The 18604-nt window shown below is 59.1% G+C and carries 30 protein-coding genes and 1 pseudogene; 12 read left to right on the forward strand and 19 right to left on the reverse strand.

Annotation, left to right across the window (positions count from 1 at the left end; translation table 11 throughout):
• Positions 1–11: 11 nt before the first annotated feature.
• From AB4090_RS06205 to AB4090_RS06235, 7 genes are read right to left on the reverse strand one after another with little or no spacing between them, the layout of a single operon-like run.
• A complete protein-coding gene (locus AB4090_RS06205; protein ID WP_308388236.1) occupies positions 12–308 on the reverse strand; it encodes a BMC domain-containing protein in 297 nt (98 codons plus the stop codon).
• A 36-nt stretch (positions 309–344) separates the two neighbouring features.
• Positions 345–581: a carboxysome peptide B gene (locus tag AB4090_RS06210; RefSeq protein WP_369572995.1), complete on the reverse strand. Its 237-nt coding sequence runs from the start codon at positions 579–581 to the stop codon at positions 345–347.
• 10 nt (positions 582–591) lie between these two features.
• Positions 592–843 carry a carboxysome peptide A gene (locus tag AB4090_RS06215; protein WP_369572996.1) on the reverse strand — a complete coding sequence of 84 codons (252 nt, stop codon included), beginning with the start codon at positions 841–843 and terminating at the stop codon, positions 592–594.
• Positions 840–2396 (reverse strand): carboxysome shell carbonic anhydrase, encoded by a 1557-nt coding sequence (locus tag AB4090_RS06220; RefSeq protein WP_369572997.1) that lies wholly within the window; start codon positions 2394–2396, stop codon positions 840–842. The genes AB4090_RS06215 and AB4090_RS06220 overlap by 4 nt, the downstream gene beginning before the upstream one ends.
• 9 nt (positions 2397–2405) lie before the next feature.
• Positions 2406–4862: a CsoS2 family carboxysome shell protein gene (locus AB4090_RS06225; RefSeq protein ID WP_369572998.1), complete on the reverse strand. Its 2457-nt coding sequence runs from the start codon at positions 4860–4862 to the stop codon at positions 2406–2408.
• A 56-nt stretch (positions 4863–4918) separates the two neighbouring features.
• Entirely contained in the window at positions 4919–5251 is a 333-nt protein-coding gene (locus AB4090_RS06230; RefSeq protein WP_369572999.1) for a ribulose bisphosphate carboxylase small subunit, read from the reverse strand.
• Between the two features lie 39 nt (positions 5252–5290).
• The gene (locus tag AB4090_RS06235; RefSeq protein WP_369573000.1) at positions 5291–6709 is read right to left on the reverse strand and encodes a form I ribulose bisphosphate carboxylase large subunit; all 1419 of its coding nucleotides are present in this window, start codon (positions 6707–6709) and stop codon (positions 5291–5293) included.
• A 123-nt stretch (positions 6710–6832) separates the two neighbouring features.
• On the opposite strand from AB4090_RS06235, the gene AB4090_RS06240 reads away from it, so the two are divergent.
• The 4 genes from AB4090_RS06240 to AB4090_RS06255 all read left to right on the forward strand — a co-directional run bounded on the left by AB4090_RS06240 (position 6833) and on the right by AB4090_RS06255 (position 8635).
• Complete coding sequence (locus AB4090_RS06240) at positions 6833–7735, forward strand: LysR substrate-binding domain-containing protein (RefSeq protein WP_369573001.1); 903 nt, start codon at positions 6833–6835, stop codon at positions 7733–7735.
• Positions 7736–7738: 3 nt separating this feature from the next.
• Positions 7739–7930 carry a hypothetical protein gene (locus tag AB4090_RS06245; protein ID WP_369573002.1) on the forward strand — a complete coding sequence of 64 codons (192 nt, stop codon included), beginning with the start codon at positions 7739–7741 and terminating at the stop codon, positions 7928–7930.
• Positions 7931–8042: 112 nt separating this feature from the next.
• Positions 8043–8237 (forward strand): type II toxin-antitoxin system VapB family antitoxin, encoded by a 195-nt coding sequence (locus AB4090_RS06250; RefSeq protein ID WP_369573003.1) that lies wholly within the window; start codon positions 8043–8045, stop codon positions 8235–8237.
• The gene (locus AB4090_RS06255; protein WP_369573004.1) at positions 8234–8635 is read left to right on the forward strand and encodes a PIN domain nuclease; all 402 of its coding nucleotides are present in this window, start codon (positions 8234–8236) and stop codon (positions 8633–8635) included. The genes AB4090_RS06250 and AB4090_RS06255 overlap by 4 nt, the downstream gene beginning before the upstream one ends.
• Here AB4090_RS06255 and AB4090_RS06260 read toward each other — a convergent pair.
• A complete protein-coding gene (locus tag AB4090_RS06260) occupies positions 8526–8873 on the reverse strand; it encodes an antitoxin MazE family protein (RefSeq protein ID WP_369573005.1) in 348 nt (115 codons plus the stop codon). The two genes, AB4090_RS06255 and AB4090_RS06260, sit on opposite strands and share 110 nt — an antisense overlap.
• Between AB4090_RS06260 and AB4090_RS06265 the strand changes: the two genes are divergently transcribed.
• Positions 8773–9066 carry a hypothetical protein gene (locus AB4090_RS06265; RefSeq protein ID WP_369573028.1) on the forward strand — a complete coding sequence of 98 codons (294 nt, stop codon included), beginning with the start codon at positions 8773–8775 and terminating at the stop codon, positions 9064–9066. The two genes, AB4090_RS06260 and AB4090_RS06265, sit on opposite strands and share 101 nt — an antisense overlap.
• 379 nt (positions 9067–9445) lie before the next feature.
• Positions 9446–9799, forward strand: coding sequence for a hypothetical protein (locus AB4090_RS06270; protein WP_369573006.1), 354 nt, complete (start codon positions 9446–9448; stop codon positions 9797–9799).
• 199 nt (positions 9800–9998) lie between these two features.
• On the opposite strand, the gene AB4090_RS06275 is transcribed toward AB4090_RS06270, so the two are convergent.
• Both AB4090_RS06275 and AB4090_RS06280 read right to left on the reverse strand, forming a co-directional pair.
• Entirely contained in the window at positions 9999–10238 is a 240-nt protein-coding gene (locus tag AB4090_RS06275; protein WP_369573007.1) for a hypothetical protein, read from the reverse strand.
• Positions 10238–10753 carry a putative toxin-antitoxin system toxin component, PIN family gene (locus tag AB4090_RS06280; protein ID WP_369573008.1) on the reverse strand — a complete coding sequence of 172 codons (516 nt, stop codon included), beginning with the start codon at positions 10751–10753 and terminating at the stop codon, positions 10238–10240. The genes AB4090_RS06275 and AB4090_RS06280 overlap by 1 nt, the downstream gene beginning before the upstream one ends.
• Positions 10754–10801: 48 nt before the next feature.
• Here AB4090_RS06280 and AB4090_RS06285 point away from each other — a divergent pair, with 48 nt between their 5' ends.
• From AB4090_RS06285 to AB4090_RS06305, 5 genes are all read left to right on the forward strand, one after another.
• The gene (locus AB4090_RS06285) at positions 10802–11074 is read left to right on the forward strand and encodes a hypothetical protein (protein ID WP_369573009.1); all 273 of its coding nucleotides are present in this window, start codon (positions 10802–10804) and stop codon (positions 11072–11074) included.
• A 63-nt stretch (positions 11075–11137) separates the two neighbouring features.
• Positions 11138–11389 carry a type II toxin-antitoxin system Phd/YefM family antitoxin gene (locus tag AB4090_RS06290; RefSeq protein WP_369573010.1) on the forward strand — a complete coding sequence of 84 codons (252 nt, stop codon included), beginning with the start codon at positions 11138–11140 and terminating at the stop codon, positions 11387–11389.
• Entirely contained in the window at positions 11386–11811 is a 426-nt protein-coding gene (locus tag AB4090_RS06295; RefSeq protein ID WP_369573011.1) for a type II toxin-antitoxin system VapC family toxin, read from the forward strand. The genes AB4090_RS06290 and AB4090_RS06295 overlap by 4 nt, the downstream gene beginning before the upstream one ends.
• 275 nt (positions 11812–12086) lie before the next feature.
• Positions 12087–12323, forward strand: a complete 237-nt coding sequence (locus AB4090_RS06300) for a hypothetical protein (RefSeq protein WP_369573012.1) — start codon at positions 12087–12089, stop codon at positions 12321–12323.
• Positions 12320–12706 carry a PIN domain-containing protein gene (locus tag AB4090_RS06305; RefSeq protein ID WP_369573013.1) on the forward strand — a complete coding sequence of 129 codons (387 nt, stop codon included), beginning with the start codon at positions 12320–12322 and terminating at the stop codon, positions 12704–12706. Before AB4090_RS06300 ends, AB4090_RS06305 begins: the two co-directional genes overlap by 4 nt.
• Positions 12707–12999: 293 nt before the next feature.
• Here AB4090_RS06305 and AB4090_RS06310 read toward each other — a convergent pair whose 3' ends face one another.
• The 7 genes from AB4090_RS06310 to AB4090_RS06340 all read right to left on the reverse strand — a co-directional run bounded on the left by AB4090_RS06310 (position 13000) and on the right by AB4090_RS06340 (position 16737).
• Positions 13000–13191 (reverse strand): hypothetical protein, encoded by a 192-nt coding sequence (locus tag AB4090_RS06310; protein ID WP_369573014.1) that lies wholly within the window; start codon positions 13189–13191, stop codon positions 13000–13002.
• A gap of 42 nt (positions 13192–13233) precedes the next feature.
• Complete coding sequence (locus AB4090_RS06315) at positions 13234–13641, reverse strand: hypothetical protein (RefSeq protein ID WP_369573015.1); 408 nt, start codon at positions 13639–13641, stop codon at positions 13234–13236.
• A 64-nt stretch (positions 13642–13705) separates the two neighbouring features.
• A complete protein-coding gene (locus AB4090_RS06320; RefSeq protein ID WP_369573016.1) occupies positions 13706–14008 on the reverse strand; it encodes a DUF1427 family protein in 303 nt (100 codons plus the stop codon).
• Position 14009: 1 nt separating this feature from the next.
• Positions 14010–14204, reverse strand: a complete 195-nt coding sequence (locus tag AB4090_RS06325) for a DUF1427 family protein (RefSeq protein WP_369573017.1) — start codon at positions 14202–14204, stop codon at positions 14010–14012.
• Between the two features lie 88 nt (positions 14205–14292).
• The gene (locus AB4090_RS06330; RefSeq protein ID WP_369573018.1) at positions 14293–15249 is read right to left on the reverse strand and encodes a zinc-binding alcohol dehydrogenase family protein; all 957 of its coding nucleotides are present in this window, start codon (positions 15247–15249) and stop codon (positions 14293–14295) included.
• A gap of 86 nt (positions 15250–15335) precedes the next feature.
• A complete protein-coding gene (locus tag AB4090_RS06335) occupies positions 15336–15953 on the reverse strand; it encodes a hydrolase (RefSeq protein WP_369573019.1) in 618 nt (205 codons plus the stop codon).
• A gap of 82 nt (positions 15954–16035) precedes the next feature.
• Complete coding sequence (locus AB4090_RS06340; protein ID WP_369573020.1) at positions 16036–16737, reverse strand: pirin family protein; 702 nt, start codon at positions 16735–16737, stop codon at positions 16036–16038.
• A 109-nt stretch (positions 16738–16846) separates the two neighbouring features.
• Here AB4090_RS06340 and AB4090_RS06345 point away from each other — a divergent pair, with 109 nt between their 5' ends.
• A complete protein-coding gene (locus AB4090_RS06345; RefSeq protein WP_369573021.1) occupies positions 16847–17776 on the forward strand; it encodes a LysR substrate-binding domain-containing protein in 930 nt (309 codons plus the stop codon).
• A 92-nt stretch (positions 17777–17868) separates the two neighbouring features.
• On the opposite strand, the gene AB4090_RS06350 is transcribed toward AB4090_RS06345, so the two are convergent.
• Together AB4090_RS06350 and AB4090_RS06355 are read right to left on the reverse strand one after the other, a co-directional pair.
• Entirely contained in the window at positions 17869–18057 is a 189-nt protein-coding gene (locus AB4090_RS06350) for a hypothetical protein (RefSeq protein WP_369573022.1), read from the reverse strand.
• A 13-nt stretch (positions 18058–18070) separates the two neighbouring features.
• Positions 18071–18454 (reverse strand): annotated as a pseudogene (locus AB4090_RS06355) (ORF6N domain-containing protein); the annotation flags it as partial.
• Positions 18455–18604: the final 150 nt, after the last annotated feature.

Raw genomic sequence — 18604 nt, forward strand, 5'->3', positions numbered from 1 at the left:
GGCCCACCGCTTTACGCGGTCGGGGCCTTGGGCAGGATATGTTCCACTTCGGAATGCACGCGCGCGATGATGTGCGCGGCCACCAGGCCATCACCCACCCGCTCGCAAGCATCAGCGCCAGCACGCACAGCGGCGTTCACGGCACCGGTCTCACCGCGCACCAAAACCGTCACATAGCCGCCACCAACGAACTGACGACCGATCAAGCGCACTTCTGCGGCCTTGGTCATGGCGTCGGCGGCTTCGATAGCCGGCACCAAACCACGGGTTTCGATCATTCCCAACGCAATACCTGTTACGTCTGCCATTTGTCACCCCTCCTCACAGAGAAAAACCCGAACCCGTCAGGGTTCCCAAAAATCGATGATGCCACCTATAGTGAGATCGGTAAGGACCTCGAAATCGCCCTGCGCGTAGCGAGCCGCCGAGCCAGATACCGTAAACACCCACTTGCCTTCGGGCACCCCCACCGGATCTGTCGCCACAACCGTCTTGCCGGTACTATCGCGCAGGACGCGCAAGGACGCCTGTTTCAGCCCAGATATGCGCCGCGTGGTAACCAGATCAGATTGAACACACATGATCTCCATTTCAGACCGACGTCCAATTATCAATAATGCCAATAATCGTGAGATCCGATGGATATTCCTTGGAGCCCGCCGCTTCACGAGCCGCCGAGGAGCCTACGCAAATCACCCAATCGCCAGGAATACAGCCAACGGAGTCCACCGCTACCGATCGCGTACCGCCCTCTTTTTCCTGCACCACGAGCAAGGGACGGTGTCCCATCTCGGCAATGCGGTTGGTGGAAACCAAGGTCTTTTCAACACGCATGATCCTCATGCTAAAACCACCTCCTCCAACACACTTCCCAGAGGCATGTCTTGTACACTGCCATGCAGGTACAGCCAGCCGTCCCCATCCAGTTGTGCGTAGCGCTGACGGATCGCAGCGGCAACACGCTGCAACTTGGCCACCACGCGCTCACGACTGCCGGGAACGCGTGAGTCATAGCGATAATGTATTGTCATAGGAATGGGCAACTGCCGCTCTATGTTGAGGTGTTTGAAGATCTTGATACCAACATCGAGATCTGCGGCACCCTCTTCCACGGTATCGAGGCGGGCGTAGTAGGCAAGATTGCGCACCTGCAACTCTTGAAAGCCATCCCCAACGCTAATGAAACGCTCGCCATGCCCCTGATCGGGATACCAACCGCCAACCTGCTCGCCAACGTATTCAATCTGGCTTAGGTTATTGATCAATAAAGTAGCAATGAGCCTGCGCATGCCGTCATGCGGCATTCCGTCCCCCTGCCCCCAGCCAGAAGACTCCGCCGCTACGCGGATCGCCTCATACACTGCCAGCCGTGCTCGATCGGCATCCATACCCAGGGTTTGCTGATAAACTTGTGCATTATCGACATAACGATAGGCACTCAGATTTCCTTTCGCATCTGGCACGTGGATGCGGATTGCATCGGTATCCGTATCCAAACCGATCAGCAAAATATCGGTGCTTGCACCACAACAAAATTCGTTCTCGATCGCCCCACGGAAATCCTGCAACCGCTGCAATGCGGCTTCCAACGCTTTACTCTCATTACTTCCATGCGCCGCACATCCCTGGTGGGTGGGATCAAGAGAACTCCCATGATAGACCGCCACCTTCAAATAGCGGGTGGGCACGTCGGCGGTCGTCGGGAAGCCTTCCCGAAAACGCTGTAATTCCGTTGCCTGCCAATCGTCTACGTCTTTCTCGACGTCGAAAAGAGTACCGGCAAAGGCGCTGCGTCGCAGCAGACGCCCGGCGGGCAGGCGCAGGACATAAGGAAAGAGCCCTTTCAGTCGCCCATCGGCACAGGCAGATACATTGAGTGTGTGAAAACCACACTCGACCAGCATCGCATCGACGTTTTCCCCAGCCTGCATTTCATCACGCATGCGCTGCGAAAAGCGCTCTACGCCAAGTTCCAGAGCCGCAAAGGTGGCACTAGCAAAGAGACCGCGCGTATCCAAGCCTCGTACCCAGGCATTACCAAGCAGCTTTTCCGGCAGAGTAAAGCCGAGACGCTCTGTGGACAAACGCTGCGCGTCTTCGACGTAACCGCGCCCCAAGCCTCGCGCCGCCAATTCCTGCAACAACGGGACGATAGCGTCGAAGCGCCCCTTGATGCTCTCCTCACAACGGGCAAGACGATCGTTCTCCACGAGATTCGTCAGCGGATGCCGACAAGAGCGTTGCGGCAGCGTGCTACAAGCGGGATGTTCAGCCACAGTACCCGACGCAGAAATTGGGGCCTGCACAGACACGGAGAAGCGCTGCGCCATGGGCACCATCGACGCCGGTGGTGCAGCGTTTTGCCGTAAGTACCGCATCTTTCTGCGTGTGTCCATGGTCGCGACTTAGCCCCTTGCTCCGCCCGAGTAGGTCACCGCTGCACCCTTTCGCGCGCTACCGCTGCTTCCGGTCACCTTGGAATCGCTTACGGGCGCTGCCAGGGCTTGATTGCGATTGGCGCCCGCACTCATCACGCAGGAGCGAGCTGCCCCACGCTGCGTAGGGTTACGCCCTTGCGCCCAAGCACCTTCCGTCCCCGTGACACGCTCGTTGCGACTCCAGTCATCACCGGTAACCCGCCAGGCACCCCGTTCCGGCGTCGAGGCTTCTGCATCTGGCGCCATCACGGCTGTCGGCGGCACTACAACAACCGCTTGCGGTTCGCGACTACGAAACTCGGGTGTGCCGGTAATCAAACCGCGGGCCAAGTTGACTGGCCCGGTAATACGACCACTCTGCTCAAAGGCATTGCCGGTAATCCGGTTTGGCGCTTGGCGTGATGGCGGGACGATACTGAAGTCCTGGACGGCGACCGATTCACGCATCGCCGGTGCCGGAGCCGTTGCCACATAGCGCTGACTACCAGCGTTCAACGCATCAAAGGCCAGAGCCTTTTGCTTGCACTCACAACTTTCGCAGGCGCAAGAACCTGCACTCTTAGCGCTAGGCGCAGTAGCTACTGTCTCTACTTCTTCACCTAAATAAGGTGTACCAGTAACGGCAAGGTCCTCGCCAGCCTCGTTGCCAGTAACATTATCTGCCGGCTCCATCGCTGGACCACTGACCCATTGACCTTTCGCCGTCCGACTCACGGCAACTTTTGCCGCTTCTGCCTGCGGGGTGCTTGCGCAGTGGGCAAACTGCTCTTGCCCATAATATTCCGTTCCGGTGACGGGCCAGCACCCACCCTGCTCGTCACCTGTCATTTTTGGGCGCTGATCCATCCCCGTCCCAGTGATTGTTGAACCAGCCAAGCTGGTCATTGCCTGCACCTTGTCAACACCCCCACCACAGAGATTGGGGCTATTGTAGCCGGTGCCGGTTACCCGCTGGCAGGAGCCCGGCTCATTGCCGGTCACCTTCTCCGATCGGTCAACAAGGTTCCCAGTTACCCGCTGGCCTTTTTCCGTAGCAACCACACCTACCTTCGCAGGAGCAGCCTCGGGCTTGCTGTTGCACAGGCTCTGGTAGTTTTCCAGACTCAAATATTCTGTACCTGTGAGCTGCCGACATTCACCGGGTTCCAACCCGGTGATACGCTGGTTGCTATCTACCGCTGTGCCAGAGACCGTGCGTCCAGCAAAGGTGTGAGTTTCGGCAACCTTGCTCGGGGCACCGTTGATAGTCATTTTGGCGACGCCGGCATCCCAGTATTGCGATCCAGTAATACCGCGCTGCGCACCCGCCTCATACCCAGTCACACGATTCGCACGCGATTCGTCACTACCGGTAACGGGAAGCGCATTTTTCTGTGTACTGCCAGTTACCACTTTCGCTGGTCGCTCAGGCAGATTCGCATTGCAGAAACTCTGGAAACCTTCGCTGCTGAGGTATTCGGTACCCGTTACGGTACGGCATGCACCCGACTCATCACCAGTCACCGTGTTTGCACGACCCACTTGCGTGCCCGATATCGCCTGACGTCCAGAAGTACTGGTAACCGCAACCTTGGCCGGGCTCGCTGCAGGGCGGGTACCGCAAAAACGGTCAAACTGCTCCGCGCCAGTGTACTCAGTACCCGTAATCGCTCGGCAGCTGCCCATCTCGCTACCGGTAACCGCATCACCACGCTCGACCTGCGTACCGGTCACCGTCGCTCCCGCGAGGGTGGTACCTTCTTCAACTTTGCGGAACTTTTTGGAGCGCCGCTTGCCCGCGGCATCGGCAGCACTCTTTTGGAAGCCACGACCATGCTGCGCCTGCTCTTCCCGACGCAGCTTGGCAAATTCCCGTGCGCTACCGTTTTCCATGTAGCGCAGTCGGGCGGCAGCGGAACTCAAACCTCGTACCACGCTAAGAGCCGCCTTGCCACGCTGCGCCAAGGTTTGTCGACGTGCACGACAGAGCTGCCGAACAGGGCGTTCCCGCCACCCGAAGCTATCGGGATTTTGCTCGACAAGCTCACAAACCGAGTCGAGGAACTCTTCCTCAACCCCGGGAATCAACGCTGGCGCCACTTCTTCGGCAGCTACCGCTGGCGCGACCGAACTGACAACAGGTCGCTGCCCACGATGACGTATTTGGCGCTGCTGTGGATCGGCCCAACACTGCGCCCCGGAACAACGCATGGCGCGATGCACCAAGGCGGCTTCGCGCCCGCTACTGCGCGTCGACATCGTCTCTGGATGGGTTTCGAGCGCAGGTACTGGCTGCGCCCCCATGCTGTTTCCAGACTTTGGCGCGGAAGGCGCGACGACTGGCTTGGCCGCGCCGCCACCCTGCCTACGCATCGCCTGCTGGCGCCGCTTCTCCTGCGCCAAAGCCCGGCCTCGTATTGGACCGGATGCTGATAAATCCGACATACGTCCCCCTTAATTTGGCACCCGGCGTTGCCGGGCACCAAAACGATCTATTCGGTTTAAGAACCGCGATACACTACGAACGCCAAACCCTGACTCTGGGTATAGTTATCGTAGCCGATCAAGCGAACCAGATGCTTGGGATACTCGCGGCGGCAGGCCTCGAGCTCGGCAAGGACGGTATCGACGTTACGCTCACCGAACATGGGGAGCTTCCACATGTACCAGTAGTGGTTGAAAGAACGCTCGGGCTCCACATGCTCCACTGCCGGGTTCCAACCCTGAGCGATGATGTAGGAAACCTGGGCGCGAATCTGCTCCGCCGACATGGGCGGCAGATACGAGAAGGTCTCGTAGCGCCGCACCTGCTTGTAATCTTGAACTTCAGCCATGATGGACTCCTTCCTGAAGTAAATGCGTTAGCCGGAAAATCAACGATTCTGCACGTCGAGCTTGTCGACGGTATCGAACTCGAACTTGATTTCCTTCCAGGTCTCCAGAGCGATCTTCAGCTCGGGCGAGTGACGGGCGGCGTTGGTCAGGATTTCCTTACCCTCGCGCTCCAGCTCGACACCTCGGTTGCGGGCCTCGACACAGGCTTCCAACGCCACCCGGTTGGCTGCCGCGCCGGCCGCATTGCCCCAGGGGTGACCCAAGGTGCCGCCACCGAACTGCAGAACCGAATCGTCGCCGAAGATGTTGACCAGCGCCGGCATGTGCCAAACGTGGATACCACCCGAGGCCACGGCAAAGGCGCCGGGCATCGCGCCCCAATCCTGGTCGAAGAAGATGCCGCGGCTGCGGTCTTCGGGAACATAGGATTCGCGCAGCAAGTCGATCCAGCCCAAGGTGGAGGCACGGTCGCCTTCCAGCTTGCCGACCACGGTACCGGTGTGCAGGTGATCGCCACCGGAGAGGCGCAAGGCCTTGGTCAACACCCGGAAATGGATGCCGTGGTGGGGGTTACGGTCGATCACAGCGTGCATGGCGCGGTGAATGTGCAGCAAAATCCCATTCTTGCGGCACCAACGGCTCAAACCGGTGTTGGCACAGAAGCCGCCGGTAAGGAAGTCGTGCATGATGATGGGCATACCCAGTTCCTTAGCGAACTCGGCACGCTCGTACATCTCTTCGGGAGACGGCGCGGTAACGTTCAGGTAGTGACCCTTGCGCTCACCCGTCTGGGCCTCGGCGTTGTGGATGGCGTCGGCCACGAAGAGGAAGCGGTCACGCCAGCGCATGAAGGGCTGGGAGTTGACGTTTTCGTCGTCCTTGGTGAAGTCCAAGCCGCCACGCAGGGCTTCGTACACGGCGCGGCCGTAGTTCTTGGCCGACAAACCGAGCTTGGGCTTGATGGTGCAACCCAGCATGGGGCGACCGTACTTGTCGAGTTTGTCGCGCTCCACCTGGATACCGTGGGAGGGACCGTTACAGGTCATCACGTAGGCCAAGGGGAAACGCACGTCTTCCAGACGCAGGGCGCGCACAGCCTTGAAGCCGAACACGTTGCCGACCAACGAGGTAAACACGTTGACGACCGAGCCTTCTTCGAAGAGATCGATGGGGTAAGCGATAAAGGCATAGAACGCCGTGTCGTCGCCTGGCACGTCTTCAATCCGATACGCGCGGCCCTTGTAATAGTCCATATCGGTCAACAGATCGGTCCACACCGTGGTCCAGGTACCGGTGGAAGACTCTGCCGCTACGGCAGCAGCCGCCTCTTCCCGATCCACCCCAGCCTGGGGCACGATCTTGAAACACGCCAACAAATCCGAGTCCAACGGCACGTAGTCCGGAGCCCAATATGTGTGGCGGTACTCCTTGACGCCGGCTTCATATTTACCAGCCATAGATCCCTCCTAAAATGTCAATCCAACCCAAGCTGCAGAACTGCGTCCACGGCCGAATGTACAGTGCAGCTACCGTAGGGTAAAGTAAAAGATAATTAACGTTACCTTTTGGAGAAGCAAAAGTTGTCCATCCGCCACATCACGCTACACCAACTTCGTATCTTCACGGTGCTGGGCCGGCATCTTAACATGACGCGAGCGGCGGCGGAATTGCACCAGACACCAGCAGCATTATCATTACAAATCAAACAGCTATCAGAAAAACTCGGGACACCACTCTATGAGCAAATCGGTAAAAAATTATATTTGACCCTCACTGGCGAAGCCGTTGAGCGAGCGGGCCACGACGTTCAACGGCGGTTGGACGAACTGGTGCAAGAATTGGACGCCCAGCACAATTTGGACCGGGGACTACTTCGGCTCTCCATCATTTCCACCGCCCAATATTTCGCGCCCCGCCTGGTGGGCAATTTCTGCCGCAGCTATCCCGGCATCGAGGTCCACCTGGAAATTGTCAATCGGGACACGGTGTTGGAGCGACTCAAACAGAACCTGGATGACATCTACATCATGGGTCAGGTACCCAATGATATTGATGGCGTTGCGCAACCCTTTTTAGATAACCCCATCGTGGTGGTCGCCCCTGCCAATCACCCCTTGGCTGGAACGCCGCACATTACCCCCAGTCGCTTGCGGGACGAACCCTTCATCCTCCGTGAAGAAGGCTCGGGCACTCGGCTCACAGCGGAAAACTTTTTTGCCGAGCGCGGGATGGCCCTGCGCGTACGCATGACCATGAGCAGCAATGAGGCAGTCAAACAGTTGGTGGCCGGGGGTTTGGGCATCACCGTACTGTCCCGCAATACCGTCGCCACGGAGGCAGCCGCCGGCGACATCGCCATCCTCGATGTGGAGGGCTTCCCCATCATGCGCAAATGGCATGCGGTATATCGCAAAAACAAGCAGCTATCTGCAGTCGCCCAGCGCTTTATGGACTTTTTGCTGGACGCGCAAACCGTTGCTTAACGTATGCCTGGCGGAGATTTTTGTCTGGGTAAGGGGCAGCGGTTCCGCAAATTCGGCAATGCGCTCTTCCGTATAGCTTTCTACGGGGAGAACGATCGCAGGATCGAGGACGATCCGACCGCCCTCCAGATGGATCAAGAGGGCATCCCCAGGCTTAAGCCCCAGTTGCTTGCGGGTGGCGGAACGCAACCGTAATTGTGGAGGAGGTGAGCGCGTGAGCCATCAAGCACGGTCAAAGACAGACACCGAGATTGCCGCGAAACTTCCGCAAGGGTAGTATGTGTATAATCTTGAGGACAATACACCCATGCGCACCAATATCGTGATTGACGACAACCTGATGAACGCCACCCTAAAGGCCACCGGCTTGAAAACCAAGCGTGAGGTGGTAGAAGAGGGGCTCAGAACCCTGCTGCGCCTGAAGCAGCAAACGGAATTGCGCAAGATGCGTGGCCAGTATGAATGGGTAGGCGATTTGGACGCCATGAGACGTGACCGGTGATTCTGGTTGATTCCAGCGTCTGGATCGACTTTTTTCGCGGCCACTCCACGGCACAGTCTGACTGGCTGGATCGCAACCTTGATGTGGAGGAGTTGGCCATCGGCGATCTGATTCTTGCCGAGGTGCTGCGAGGGCTCCAGGACGATCGCAGCTTCTACGAAGTACAGACCATGCTCTGGCAGTTAACCCAAGTGGAAATTGGCGGCTTTGATATAGCGGTGAGCGCGGCAAAAAACTACCGCAAGCTACGCAATATCGGTGTAACGGTGCGCGGTACGGTGGATGTGCTCATCGCGACCCGTTGCCTACACAACGGTTTGCCGTTACTGCACAGCGATCGCGATTTTGATCCGTTTGCACAGCATTTGGCATTGCGCGTGGTGGATTGCGCGGCCTGAGGCCTCCACCTTCGGGGATCACCGTAAACTCAGGCGAGCGGCTGTCCGGCACCCAAAATTGGACAGGGCGCAGCCCAGCAGCACGCATCCGCTCGCGGTGGCGCGCTACCTTACCGGTCGATTCATGGATTGATGACATGATGCCCTCCATTGGTACCCTGTTATTTGTCATGATGCTGCGCATGGGACCATGGGGCAACACGATGTGGCAACACGAACTGTTGAAACTTTTCCGCATTCAGCGCGAAAATCACTTGATCGCGCAACGCCGATTAGGGAAGTCCGGACGACCCAACTCAGTACATCTCCGCCAGCAATGGCAAGACGCAGCGCCCATGGGGCGTTCTGCGCAACCGGAGGAAATCGCGCAGATGGTACGGGCTGCCATTAATTCCGCCTATCTGACGGGCGAGGGTGATCTTGCTCGATGAAGCGGATGCGACATTGGCCTATGTATCGGTCACTTTTCTCTGCTCACCCTGTAACTACGATAAGCGAACGCTATAACGAGAAGGAAAACGGCAACGCACCCGGCCCGCGAGAGCGCCGCGCAAGCATTAACAGACCACGACATCGCGGTACTGTTCGCATTTGATACCTGAGCATAGAGAGGGGGAAAAACCCCATAGTAGTCTATGCTGGTAGAGCTCTCGTAAATAACCGCACGAATCTGTTGCCAGAAAACATGCAATAGCTCAACCGCCACACTAGACAGATAAACTCGAATAAAGTTACTCACTGCTGATGTTGTTTGGTGACTTTCTTTGTTGACGCCTGAAAAAATGATCAAGTTATAAGGAACAAACATGAATGCCACGGAAAACCCTAAAAGAACCATCGGAAAAACAAGCGAGCCACCATCCGACATTGGCGATATGCGGATCATTAAAAGAAAGTGGTACCCAAGCCGGTAATCGCTATACCATCACGCTGCGGGGTGAAGCGGTGGCTGACCTTGTGCCGGCGGAAGGCAACAAGCACCGGGACGCCATTGCGGCCGTTGAAGATATGCTGTCCTTCATGCAGGCTCGGGCGCGCAAGCCGGTTGGCTGTGTCGATCTCAAGGCCCGTTCTGAAACGGCAGTTTCCCTTTGGTTATCCATGATCCCAGCATCCTTGTCTCTAAAAGATGAGAGCATGGTCGAAAATCCAGCATCAGAATAACGTCGTTCAGCAACCGCTTACTATCCGGTTACAGTGACTCGTACAGGGCGATCGCCTCGCCCACGTCTTCAAAGGTGCGCAACTGGCCTTCGGTGAGCACCGCTGCGCGGTTGCAATGGGCGGAACCTGATCAGGTGATCAGGGAAGACAGCGCACGGCAGCGATGGTGATGGCGGGGGTAAGGGAAAAAGGATGGATCTCAGTCCAGATCGTCACCTTTTGAAGGCGGCACATCCGGGCTGGTCGCCAGCCAATCATCAAAGGCAGCAAAATCACCGCGCGCCTGGCGATCCCGGAAATAGGCTTCCGTTTTGAGAGCGGAGACTTTTTCGGCGATGGCCGTCACAAAAAACTGGTTCATGGATACCTGTTCCTCCTCAGCCACCTGACGCACATAGGCGAGTAGAGATTCAGGCACACGCAGGGCATAGTTTGACATCAGCGGTACTCCTCTCGTAATTGGTGATAAAACGCTCCGGGTGTCGTCAACTTCAACCGAAAACGTCCGGCGGCAACAAAATCTCTGACATTCAGCGTAACCAGCGCATCGGCGCGGCCATTCAGTGCCGTTTCTAGCACCATTTCGTCTGCCGGATCCCGGAGCTGTGGACGCCACAGGTAATGCAGATGCACCGCTTCTCCACGCAGGCATAGCGCATCCAGAAAGGCTTGCGTCATGGCAGGACTGCGACCGCTCGCCGCCAACTGTTCTGAACGCAGGAGAACAGCTTCGTACTCGAGCATCAGGGGCACCGAAAGCAGTGCAATGAAGCGTTCGTCCCTCAACGCTTGCAGCAAGGCGAACGAAGCGCCCCTGCTGCTGCGGGAAGCAGCCACCAGGACATTCGTATCCAGAACGACGCGGGGCAGTGTCATATCGCCTATGATATTATCATTTTCGAGGAAAACAAGCGTGGTGATGTGGTGATCCCCCTGTGTCAGGCTATTGGTCACCCTCTGTTGGTGTAGAGAGTGAGTCTGAGGGGGGCTAGGGAGATGAGGATGCGGTACGGTCGAGAGCGGAAAGAAGCGATTTTGAAGAAGCTGCTGCCACCGATGAACCTGACGGTGAACGCGCTGGCTGCGGCCGAAGGGGTTTCGGCAGTGACCCTGTATGCTTGGCGGAAAGAGGCGCGGATGCAAGGTCGGTGGATCCCCGATGGGGATGCGGTGTCCTGGTCGGGACAAGATCGTTTTGCGGCCGTCGTCGAGACGCCGGGCCTGAATGCCACGGAGTTGGCGGAATACTGTCGCACGCGCGGACTCGGTAATTGACCGCAACTTGTTTTTGCCAGACTGGCTTATATACTGGTCTACGCCTATCCAACGGAGCGGATCGTGAACATCGAAATTGGATCATACGAAGCCAAGACAAAGTTGCCGGAGTTGTTGCGTGGTACCCAAGCCGGTAATCGCTATACCATCACGCTGCGGGGTGAAGCGGTGGCTGACCTTGTGCCGGTGGAAGGCAACAAGCACCGGGACGCCATTACGGCCGTTGAAGATATGCTGTCCTTCATGCAGGCTCGGGCGCGCAAGCCGGTTGGCTGTGTCGATCTCAAGGCCCTCATCAATGAGGGCCGGGCATGAGTTTTGTGTTGGATGCCTCTGTGGCACTGCTTTGGTTAGTACCGGAAACCAATCCAGCAGGCGCAGATTATGCTGGTGCGGCCCTAAAGACGCTAAAGGAAGTGCAAGCCTTTGTGCCGTCACTGTTTGCACTGGAAGCAGCCAATGTCGTCGCCAAGGTCGAGACCAAAGGTCTTGTGGCTGAAGCAGACTCGCAGCGCTTTATTGTCCTGCTCAGTAGACTCAACATCGTGACCGATCAGGCGACGGCAACACACGCATTGGGCGACACGTTGCACCTCGCCAGACGTTATAAGCTGTCGGCCTACGATGCCGCTTACTTGGAACTGGCTCTGCGTGCAGGCCTGCCGCTGGCAACTCTAGACGCTCATCTGGCGAAGGCATCTGCAACCGCTGGTGTTCCGATCTTTCGCGCGCACTGATCCTCCCAGGGCTATATTCCACAAACGTCATCCGCCATGTGGCCCCCTGTTCTTCACTTGGGCATCCCCAGGTGGATCAGAATGGCGGTTTCCCATGACAATTGGCGCTCCGATCTCTGTACGACATCCAGATAGACCGCAAGGTCACCTTTCAGTTACCGGTTACGATGCCCCTTCCCGCCCAGTTCGATGCAGCGGCCATTCCTCACACCTGATACAATGACGGGGCGAGCTTGTTGTCAAGCCGTTCAGCCCGAAGAAACGAGGAACACCCCATGGAAGCCATCCGCACCATTCAAAACGTCGCCAATGGAGAGATTCACCTGCAACTACCCCGCGCCTTCTGGGGACAGCAGGTTGAGGTCATCGTGTTGGCCACTCCCTCACCCGTACAAAAAACCGCCAAGCCGGCCCAAAAAAGCCTGCGGGGTGCCCTGAAAGCCCATGCTAATCCCAATCTGATCCCCCTGGAGTCTGGCGCCTGGGCGGCGGAGGTCCGTGATCCCCAATGAGTCTTGTCGATGCCAACGTAGTCCTGCGCTACCTGCTGGACGACCATCCGGAACTGTCTGCCAGGGCCTCCGAAATCCTGGAACAGCATAGCGTAACCCTGCTCATAGAGGTGGCCTGTGAGGTGGTCTACGTGCTCCAGAAGGTCTACGGGATCGACAGGGGGGAAATCAAGGCCCAGCTATCCAATCTCCTGCTGGAAGGCTTGGTACACATGGACAGGCCCGAACGCTTCCTGAGCGCGTTGCGACTCTACAGCAGCAGCAAACTGGATTTTGTGGACACCCTTCTCTGGGCGAGTCATACCGTGGACCAGGAAGAAATCTATACTTTTGATGCCAAACTCCAGAAAAGCCTGCAACCAAACTCCCAAGAAAAATCATGACCGCCCAAGACCACAAGCAACTCGGCACCACCGGTAGTCGCCAAGGTCGAGACCAAAGCTCTTGTGACTGAAGCAGACCCGCAGCGCTTTATTGTCCTGCTCAGTAGACTCAACATCGTGACCGATCAGGCAACGGCATCCGCAACCGCTGGTGTTCCGATTTTTCGCGCGCACTGATCCTCCCAGGGCTGTATTCCACAAGCGTCATCCGCCATGTGGCCCTCTGTTCTTCAGTTGGGCATCTACAGGTGGATCAGATAGATCGCAAGGACGCCGTTCAGTTGGCGGTTACGTTATCGCGTCAGCGCCATAAACAGCGCCGGGAGTTTTTCCGGGAGCCGGACGATCTGGTCGATCACGGTATATTGACGGCCAAAAATGTGGCTGACGTAGTCATCGGCCTGGGGATCAAGGCTGATGCAATAGCTGAATATCCCCTCCCGGTCCAATTCCTGGCCTCGAGTCGTCCTGTGTCCATGCCGCATTGCCGCTCCGACTAATTGCCCTGTTGAAGTTGCCTGTGCCAACTACTCTGGGTGGTCCGTCGGGGCGGAACGCGGAAGCGTGGCGAGCACGTTGCGCAGCTCCGCATGGGCCATGACCACCTCAGGCGACTGCTGCATCAGCACGATGTAGCGCTCCCGGAACGCGGGCCGTGCCGGCGCGCGAGGTCCAACCAACAGCTCAATCACCTCCCGCGTGGCACGCGCTTGCGCGTCGGTCACAGGTTCCTGGGCGTCACCCAGCTCATCAATGTCGACCATCACCTCCGAGAGGCAATGCAGCCATGCGAAATGGGGGTCGTAGGCGAGCAACTGCAACAGTTGATAGGGGCCTTCAGCCGGCCCGTAGTTGCGCGCCTCCGCCTCGACGAGCGCCTTGTGCAATTGGCGCAGTGTCTGGGCCAGCGTGTTCAGGGTTGCTGTGTAGCTCATGGGTGCATTACTCCACAATAGGTCATTTCATTGCCCTGCCCGTCTTCACACCCACTCAGCCGTCTCAATCACGATCTCGACGCGCGTCATGGGTTTGTGCACCGTGTACGCCGACACCACGCGGGTGAGCGTCGCCCGCTGGTGCGTCTTCGGCCACCTCGCTCGGATCGCCACCATCGTTCGCGCGCAGCGCCGACTTCGTCATCACCCGGTCCATCACGATGGTGCCGACGGTCATCGCCATGACCAGGATGGCGCCCATGATCACGGGTGGCGCCGGCGAGGGGATGCCGAATGCGCGGCAGGTGAATCCGAAGAGGAAGGCGACCACGATTCCCGCAACGGGCTTGACGGTTTTCGCGAACATGTCAAAGGTGCCCCGATCCGAACACGTGGCCGCCGACGACATAGCCGATGGTCATCGCAAGCAGGATGAATGCGCCGAGCAGGTGCGGTGGCGCCGGCGACGGAATGCCGAAGTAGCGGCAGCCGGCGCCCACGGCCAGCCCGAGAACGATCCCGATCAGGCTGACGGCGGCGTCATGGACGGTGATCGGCATCATGTCGGACTCCGCGGTTCGTTCGCCATCCCATCCGTTCCGCTCAGATGGTGCAGGCCGCCCCTTCGTGGGATGGCACCTGGAGGGTTCACTACGGAAACATCTTGAGGACATGCTTGATGGGCTGTCCGGCGGCGAGCACGGCGCTGTACGCGTCAATCGTCTGCTCGAAGGCCCAGGTCTGGATCGTCGGTGTGTGGTAACGGCCGGTGGCGAACCCTTCGCTGAGCTGGCTGAGGATCGACGCCACCTCCGGTCCCGACAACGCCATCGTGTCAACGCCCGCCAGCTGTGCGGAGTTGTGGTAAAAGTCCACCAGATTGAAACTGACGACTTGCGGATTGCTGGCGATCGCGATCTGACGCCCGCCGTGGCAAAGCGTGCGCAGGCAGGGCTCAAACATGGGGCCACCCACCGCATCCAGCACCAGATCCACCCCGCGCCTTTCCGTGAGCGCCCGCACCTCGGTCACCAGATCCTGCGTCGTTGTGTCGATGACGACATCGGCTCCAGAGGGGTTGGCGCTGGAACGGCCGACGCCGATGACGCGCGCGTTCAACTGGTGCGCGATCTGCGTCGCAGCACTGCCGACTGAACCCGAGATGCCCGTGACCAGCACCGTCTGGCCGGCCTGCAGTTTGCCCTGGGTGATGAGCGCGCTCCATGCGGCGAGCCACGGCACGCCGGCGGCCGCCGCCACCTCGGCGGGCAGGCCCGGTGGCCGTCGCGCCAGCCAGGCTTCCGGCATCGTGATGTATTCCTGATGGACGCCATCACGGGTGACGCCGAAGCCGGGGCCGCTGCCCCAGACTTCCTCGCCTTCGCGCGCACCGCCCACGATCACGCCCGCAAAATCGCGCCCTGGGACCCGCGGCAGAGTCGACTGGAAATGGCCCGATACGTTTTTGACGTCGCTGGGATTAACGCCGGCAGCCAAAACCTTGATCAACACCTCGCCCGGACCCGGCTGCGGTCGTGGGCGTTCGACGAGCTGCATGACCGATGGGTCGCCATAACGATCGAATCGCCACGCCTTTGAGGTGTCCATGGATGTATCTCCTTTCAGTGAATGTCGGTGAATCTTTCAACGCGGCGCCGGATCGTTGCTGCCGGGACAAAAGCCGCACGCACCGCTCAGGTGTGCTTGACCATGCCCGAGCCGAACAGGATGTCGACGAACGGCTTTTCCGTTTCCTTGCGGATCCAGTCCCGCTGCAGCTCGCAGATGAGCTGCGCCACGCTGATGAGTTGCCCGCCCGCCTGTTCGATGCGGCGCAGCGCGATCTGATGGGCCTCCACCGAGGTTCCCCCCACGGCATCGGCCACCGGGTACACCTCGTACCCTTCGCGCAAGGCGTCGAGGCTGGGGAAAGTCAGGCAGGCCTCAGTCCACAGCGCGGTCATGATGAGCTTCTTGCGGCCGGTGGCCTTGACCGCAGCCTTGAACTCAGTGTCCTCCCAGGCGTTGATCGTGGTGCGGTCGTAGGACGGAATGTTCCCCAGCTCATGTTGCAAGGGCTCGATGGTGGGCTTGTTCTTGCCGCTGGCGACGTTGACCGTGGAGAGCACGATCGGCAAGCCATAGGTCTTGCCGATGCGGGCCACGCGGACCATGTTGTCCGTCAGTTGCTGGTGGTCCATCGAGCCGATACTGCTGATCTGGATCGGCTGGTAGTCGATGATGACGAGGCACGCATTCTGGGGCGTGAGCAGCCCGTCTTCGATGGGGTCGCGGATGGCTTCACTGGTCATGCTGGTCTCCTTGGGCAAGTTGGGGTTGGGCATGCGCGCGTCATCGCCGACACGTGGATTCGAAGTGTCACTGCCGCCGCGATCAAGGGGCGGAATCGACCAGCACGAGCTCTGCGTCTTCCAACGCCGTCACGCGCACCCTGCTTTCACCGCTGATGGCCGCGCCGTCGCGCGCTTCGAGCGTCAGGCCATTGACCTCGACGCGTCCGCTCGCCGGCACGAGGTAGCCCAGGCGCTCGCTGCCGAAGTCGTATTCGGCGCTTTCGCCCGCTTTCAGCGAGACCCCGAGCACGCGGGCATTCGCGCGGATGGGCAGCGCCTCGGCGTCGCCCTCCATGCCGCTGGCCAGCGCGACGAAGCGACCGGTACGGTCGGCGCGCGGAAACGGCTTGGCACCCCAGGTCGGTGGCTCACCTTGATGGTCCGGCATGATCCAGATCTGGAAGATCTGCGTGGTGTCGGGTTCGAGGTTGTATTCGCTGTGGCGAATGCCGGTGCCGGCCGACATCACCTGCACATCGCCGGCCAGCGTGCGGCCACGATTGCCGAGGTTATCCTCGTGGGTAATGGCGCCACGCCGGACGTAGGTGATGATTTCCATGTCGCGGTGGCTGTGCGGCGGGAACCCCGTCTGCGGCGCGATGGTGTCGTCATTCCACACGCGCATCGCGCCCCAGCCCATCCGCTGGGGGTCGTAGTATTCGGCAAACGAGAAGTGGTGCTTCGCGTTCAGCCAGCCGTGGTCGGCTGCGCCGAGGCGGTCGAAGGGTCTGCGTTCAATCATGTCAGTCGTCCTTAGCGAGTTGGGGTGGCATCACCATGGGCTCTAAGGTACGCTTCGCTGATCCATAAATAAACGGACGAAATGGAATGAGAACCTTTCGATTATGGTCATGATCAAGCTGCCGGACCTGGAAGCCTGGGCGATCTTCGCCAAGGTCGTGGAGCTAGGCTCGTTCGCGAAAGCGGCGCAGGAACTGGGCTTGTCGCAGGCGACCGTGTCGAAGTCCATCACCCGGCTCGAGGCACGCTTGAAAACCACCTTGTTCCATCGCACCTCGCGCAAGATGTCGCTGACCGAGAGTGGCCGCGTCGCGGTGGAACGGGCCGCGCGCATCGTCGCCGAAGGCGAGGCCGTCGAGTGCGAGGTTACGGCGCAGAGCACCAACCCCCGCGGACTGATCCGGATGGCGGCACCGATGTCGTTCGGCATCGGCCACCTCGCGCCGCTACTGCCGGAGTTCATGGCGAGCTACCCGGACATCGCGTTGGAGATCGACTTCCACGACGAAATCGTCGACCTGATCGAACACCGGATCGACGTCGCGCTGCGCATCTCCAATCTGGCCGATTCGACCCTGTTGGCCAGACGCCTGTGTGCGATCCGTGTACTTCTAGTGGGTTCACCCGCCTACCTCGAGCGCTTCGGGCGTCCTGAGCATCCCCGCGAGCTCAGCCGCCACCGGGCCTTGCGCTACGCCAACGCGCCGCAGGGCGATGCCTGGCACTTCCAACACCAACGGCACGGGGAATTCGGTATCGGCATTCCGGCGTCGCTGACGGTCAACAACGCCGAGGCGCTCACCCCCGTGCTGCTGGCCGGGCTGGGACTGGCCCTGCAACCGGAGTTTCTGGTCTGGGAGCAGCTCCGCGACGGCAGGCTGGAACAGGTCATGCCGGAGTGGGTGGCGCCGCCCATTGCGCTGCACATCCTGACGCCCCCGCAGCGCGCGCGCCCCTTGCGCGTGGATCTCATGATCGATTTTCTGGCGCGCCGCTTCGCCAACGCGCCTTGGTCGCGCCCGGTAAAGCCGCTCGGTTGATCACGAACGCGCGATATCCAACCGCGGCCCTGTCATGGACGAAGCGCAGAAAATAAATCCCGCCGTCCTCAGCAGAACGGTCATGACACCCCTCACCTAACCGATTGGTGCCTGAAGAAATTCAGGGTATTCGTAATAAGTTGTGTATGACACCCCGAATGGGCCATCTTCGACATATGGGTTTCGATCTGGATATGATAATCGTGTTCGGTTTCCCGAAATGCACCGATCTGGTAGTCCGGCAGGCGGAGAATATTGGGCCAGTCTTCGCCGCTGGTCATGTCCAAAGAACGATCATGGCCGCTCACCATCTATGTTTGCGGTAAAGCCGATGGGCCGACTCTTGGTCTCCGGTGTGCGCATCAGTTCCCGGATTGCGTTGATCAGTCCGGCGATGACTTGGTCGTGGGTGGAAACCGTGCGTTCCAGAGCATCCAGTTTCTCCGCCAGTTCCTTGTGGGTCGAGAGCATCTCGCGTAACTGGATGAAGGCGCGCACCACGAAGACGCTCATCTCGACGGCCTTGCTGGAGTTCAAGACCGTGGCGGCCATGATGGCCCCATGCTCAGTAAAGGCCCAGGGCAGGTACCGGCGCCCGCCGCGCCCGGTGTTTGCGGTCGCAATTTGCGACCGCAAAGCGGCGTCTTCCGCTTCGTCCAGTTGAAACAGAAAATCGGGAGGGAAGCGATCCGCGTCTTATCCGGTGAGGTCACGCAGCACCTGCTCCCCCGAGTTCGACAGTTAATTTTATAACTCATTGATATTGCGAATAGCGATTTTAAAACGCTCCACTACAACAGAGTCAGTTGCTGAGACGCGGCTGGTTTT

Origin of the sequence: Acidithiobacillus sp. IBUN Pt1247-S3, from assembly GCF_041146875.1 — a bacterium.
Classification (GTDB): Bacteria; Pseudomonadota; Gammaproteobacteria; order Acidithiobacillales; family Acidithiobacillaceae; genus Igneacidithiobacillus.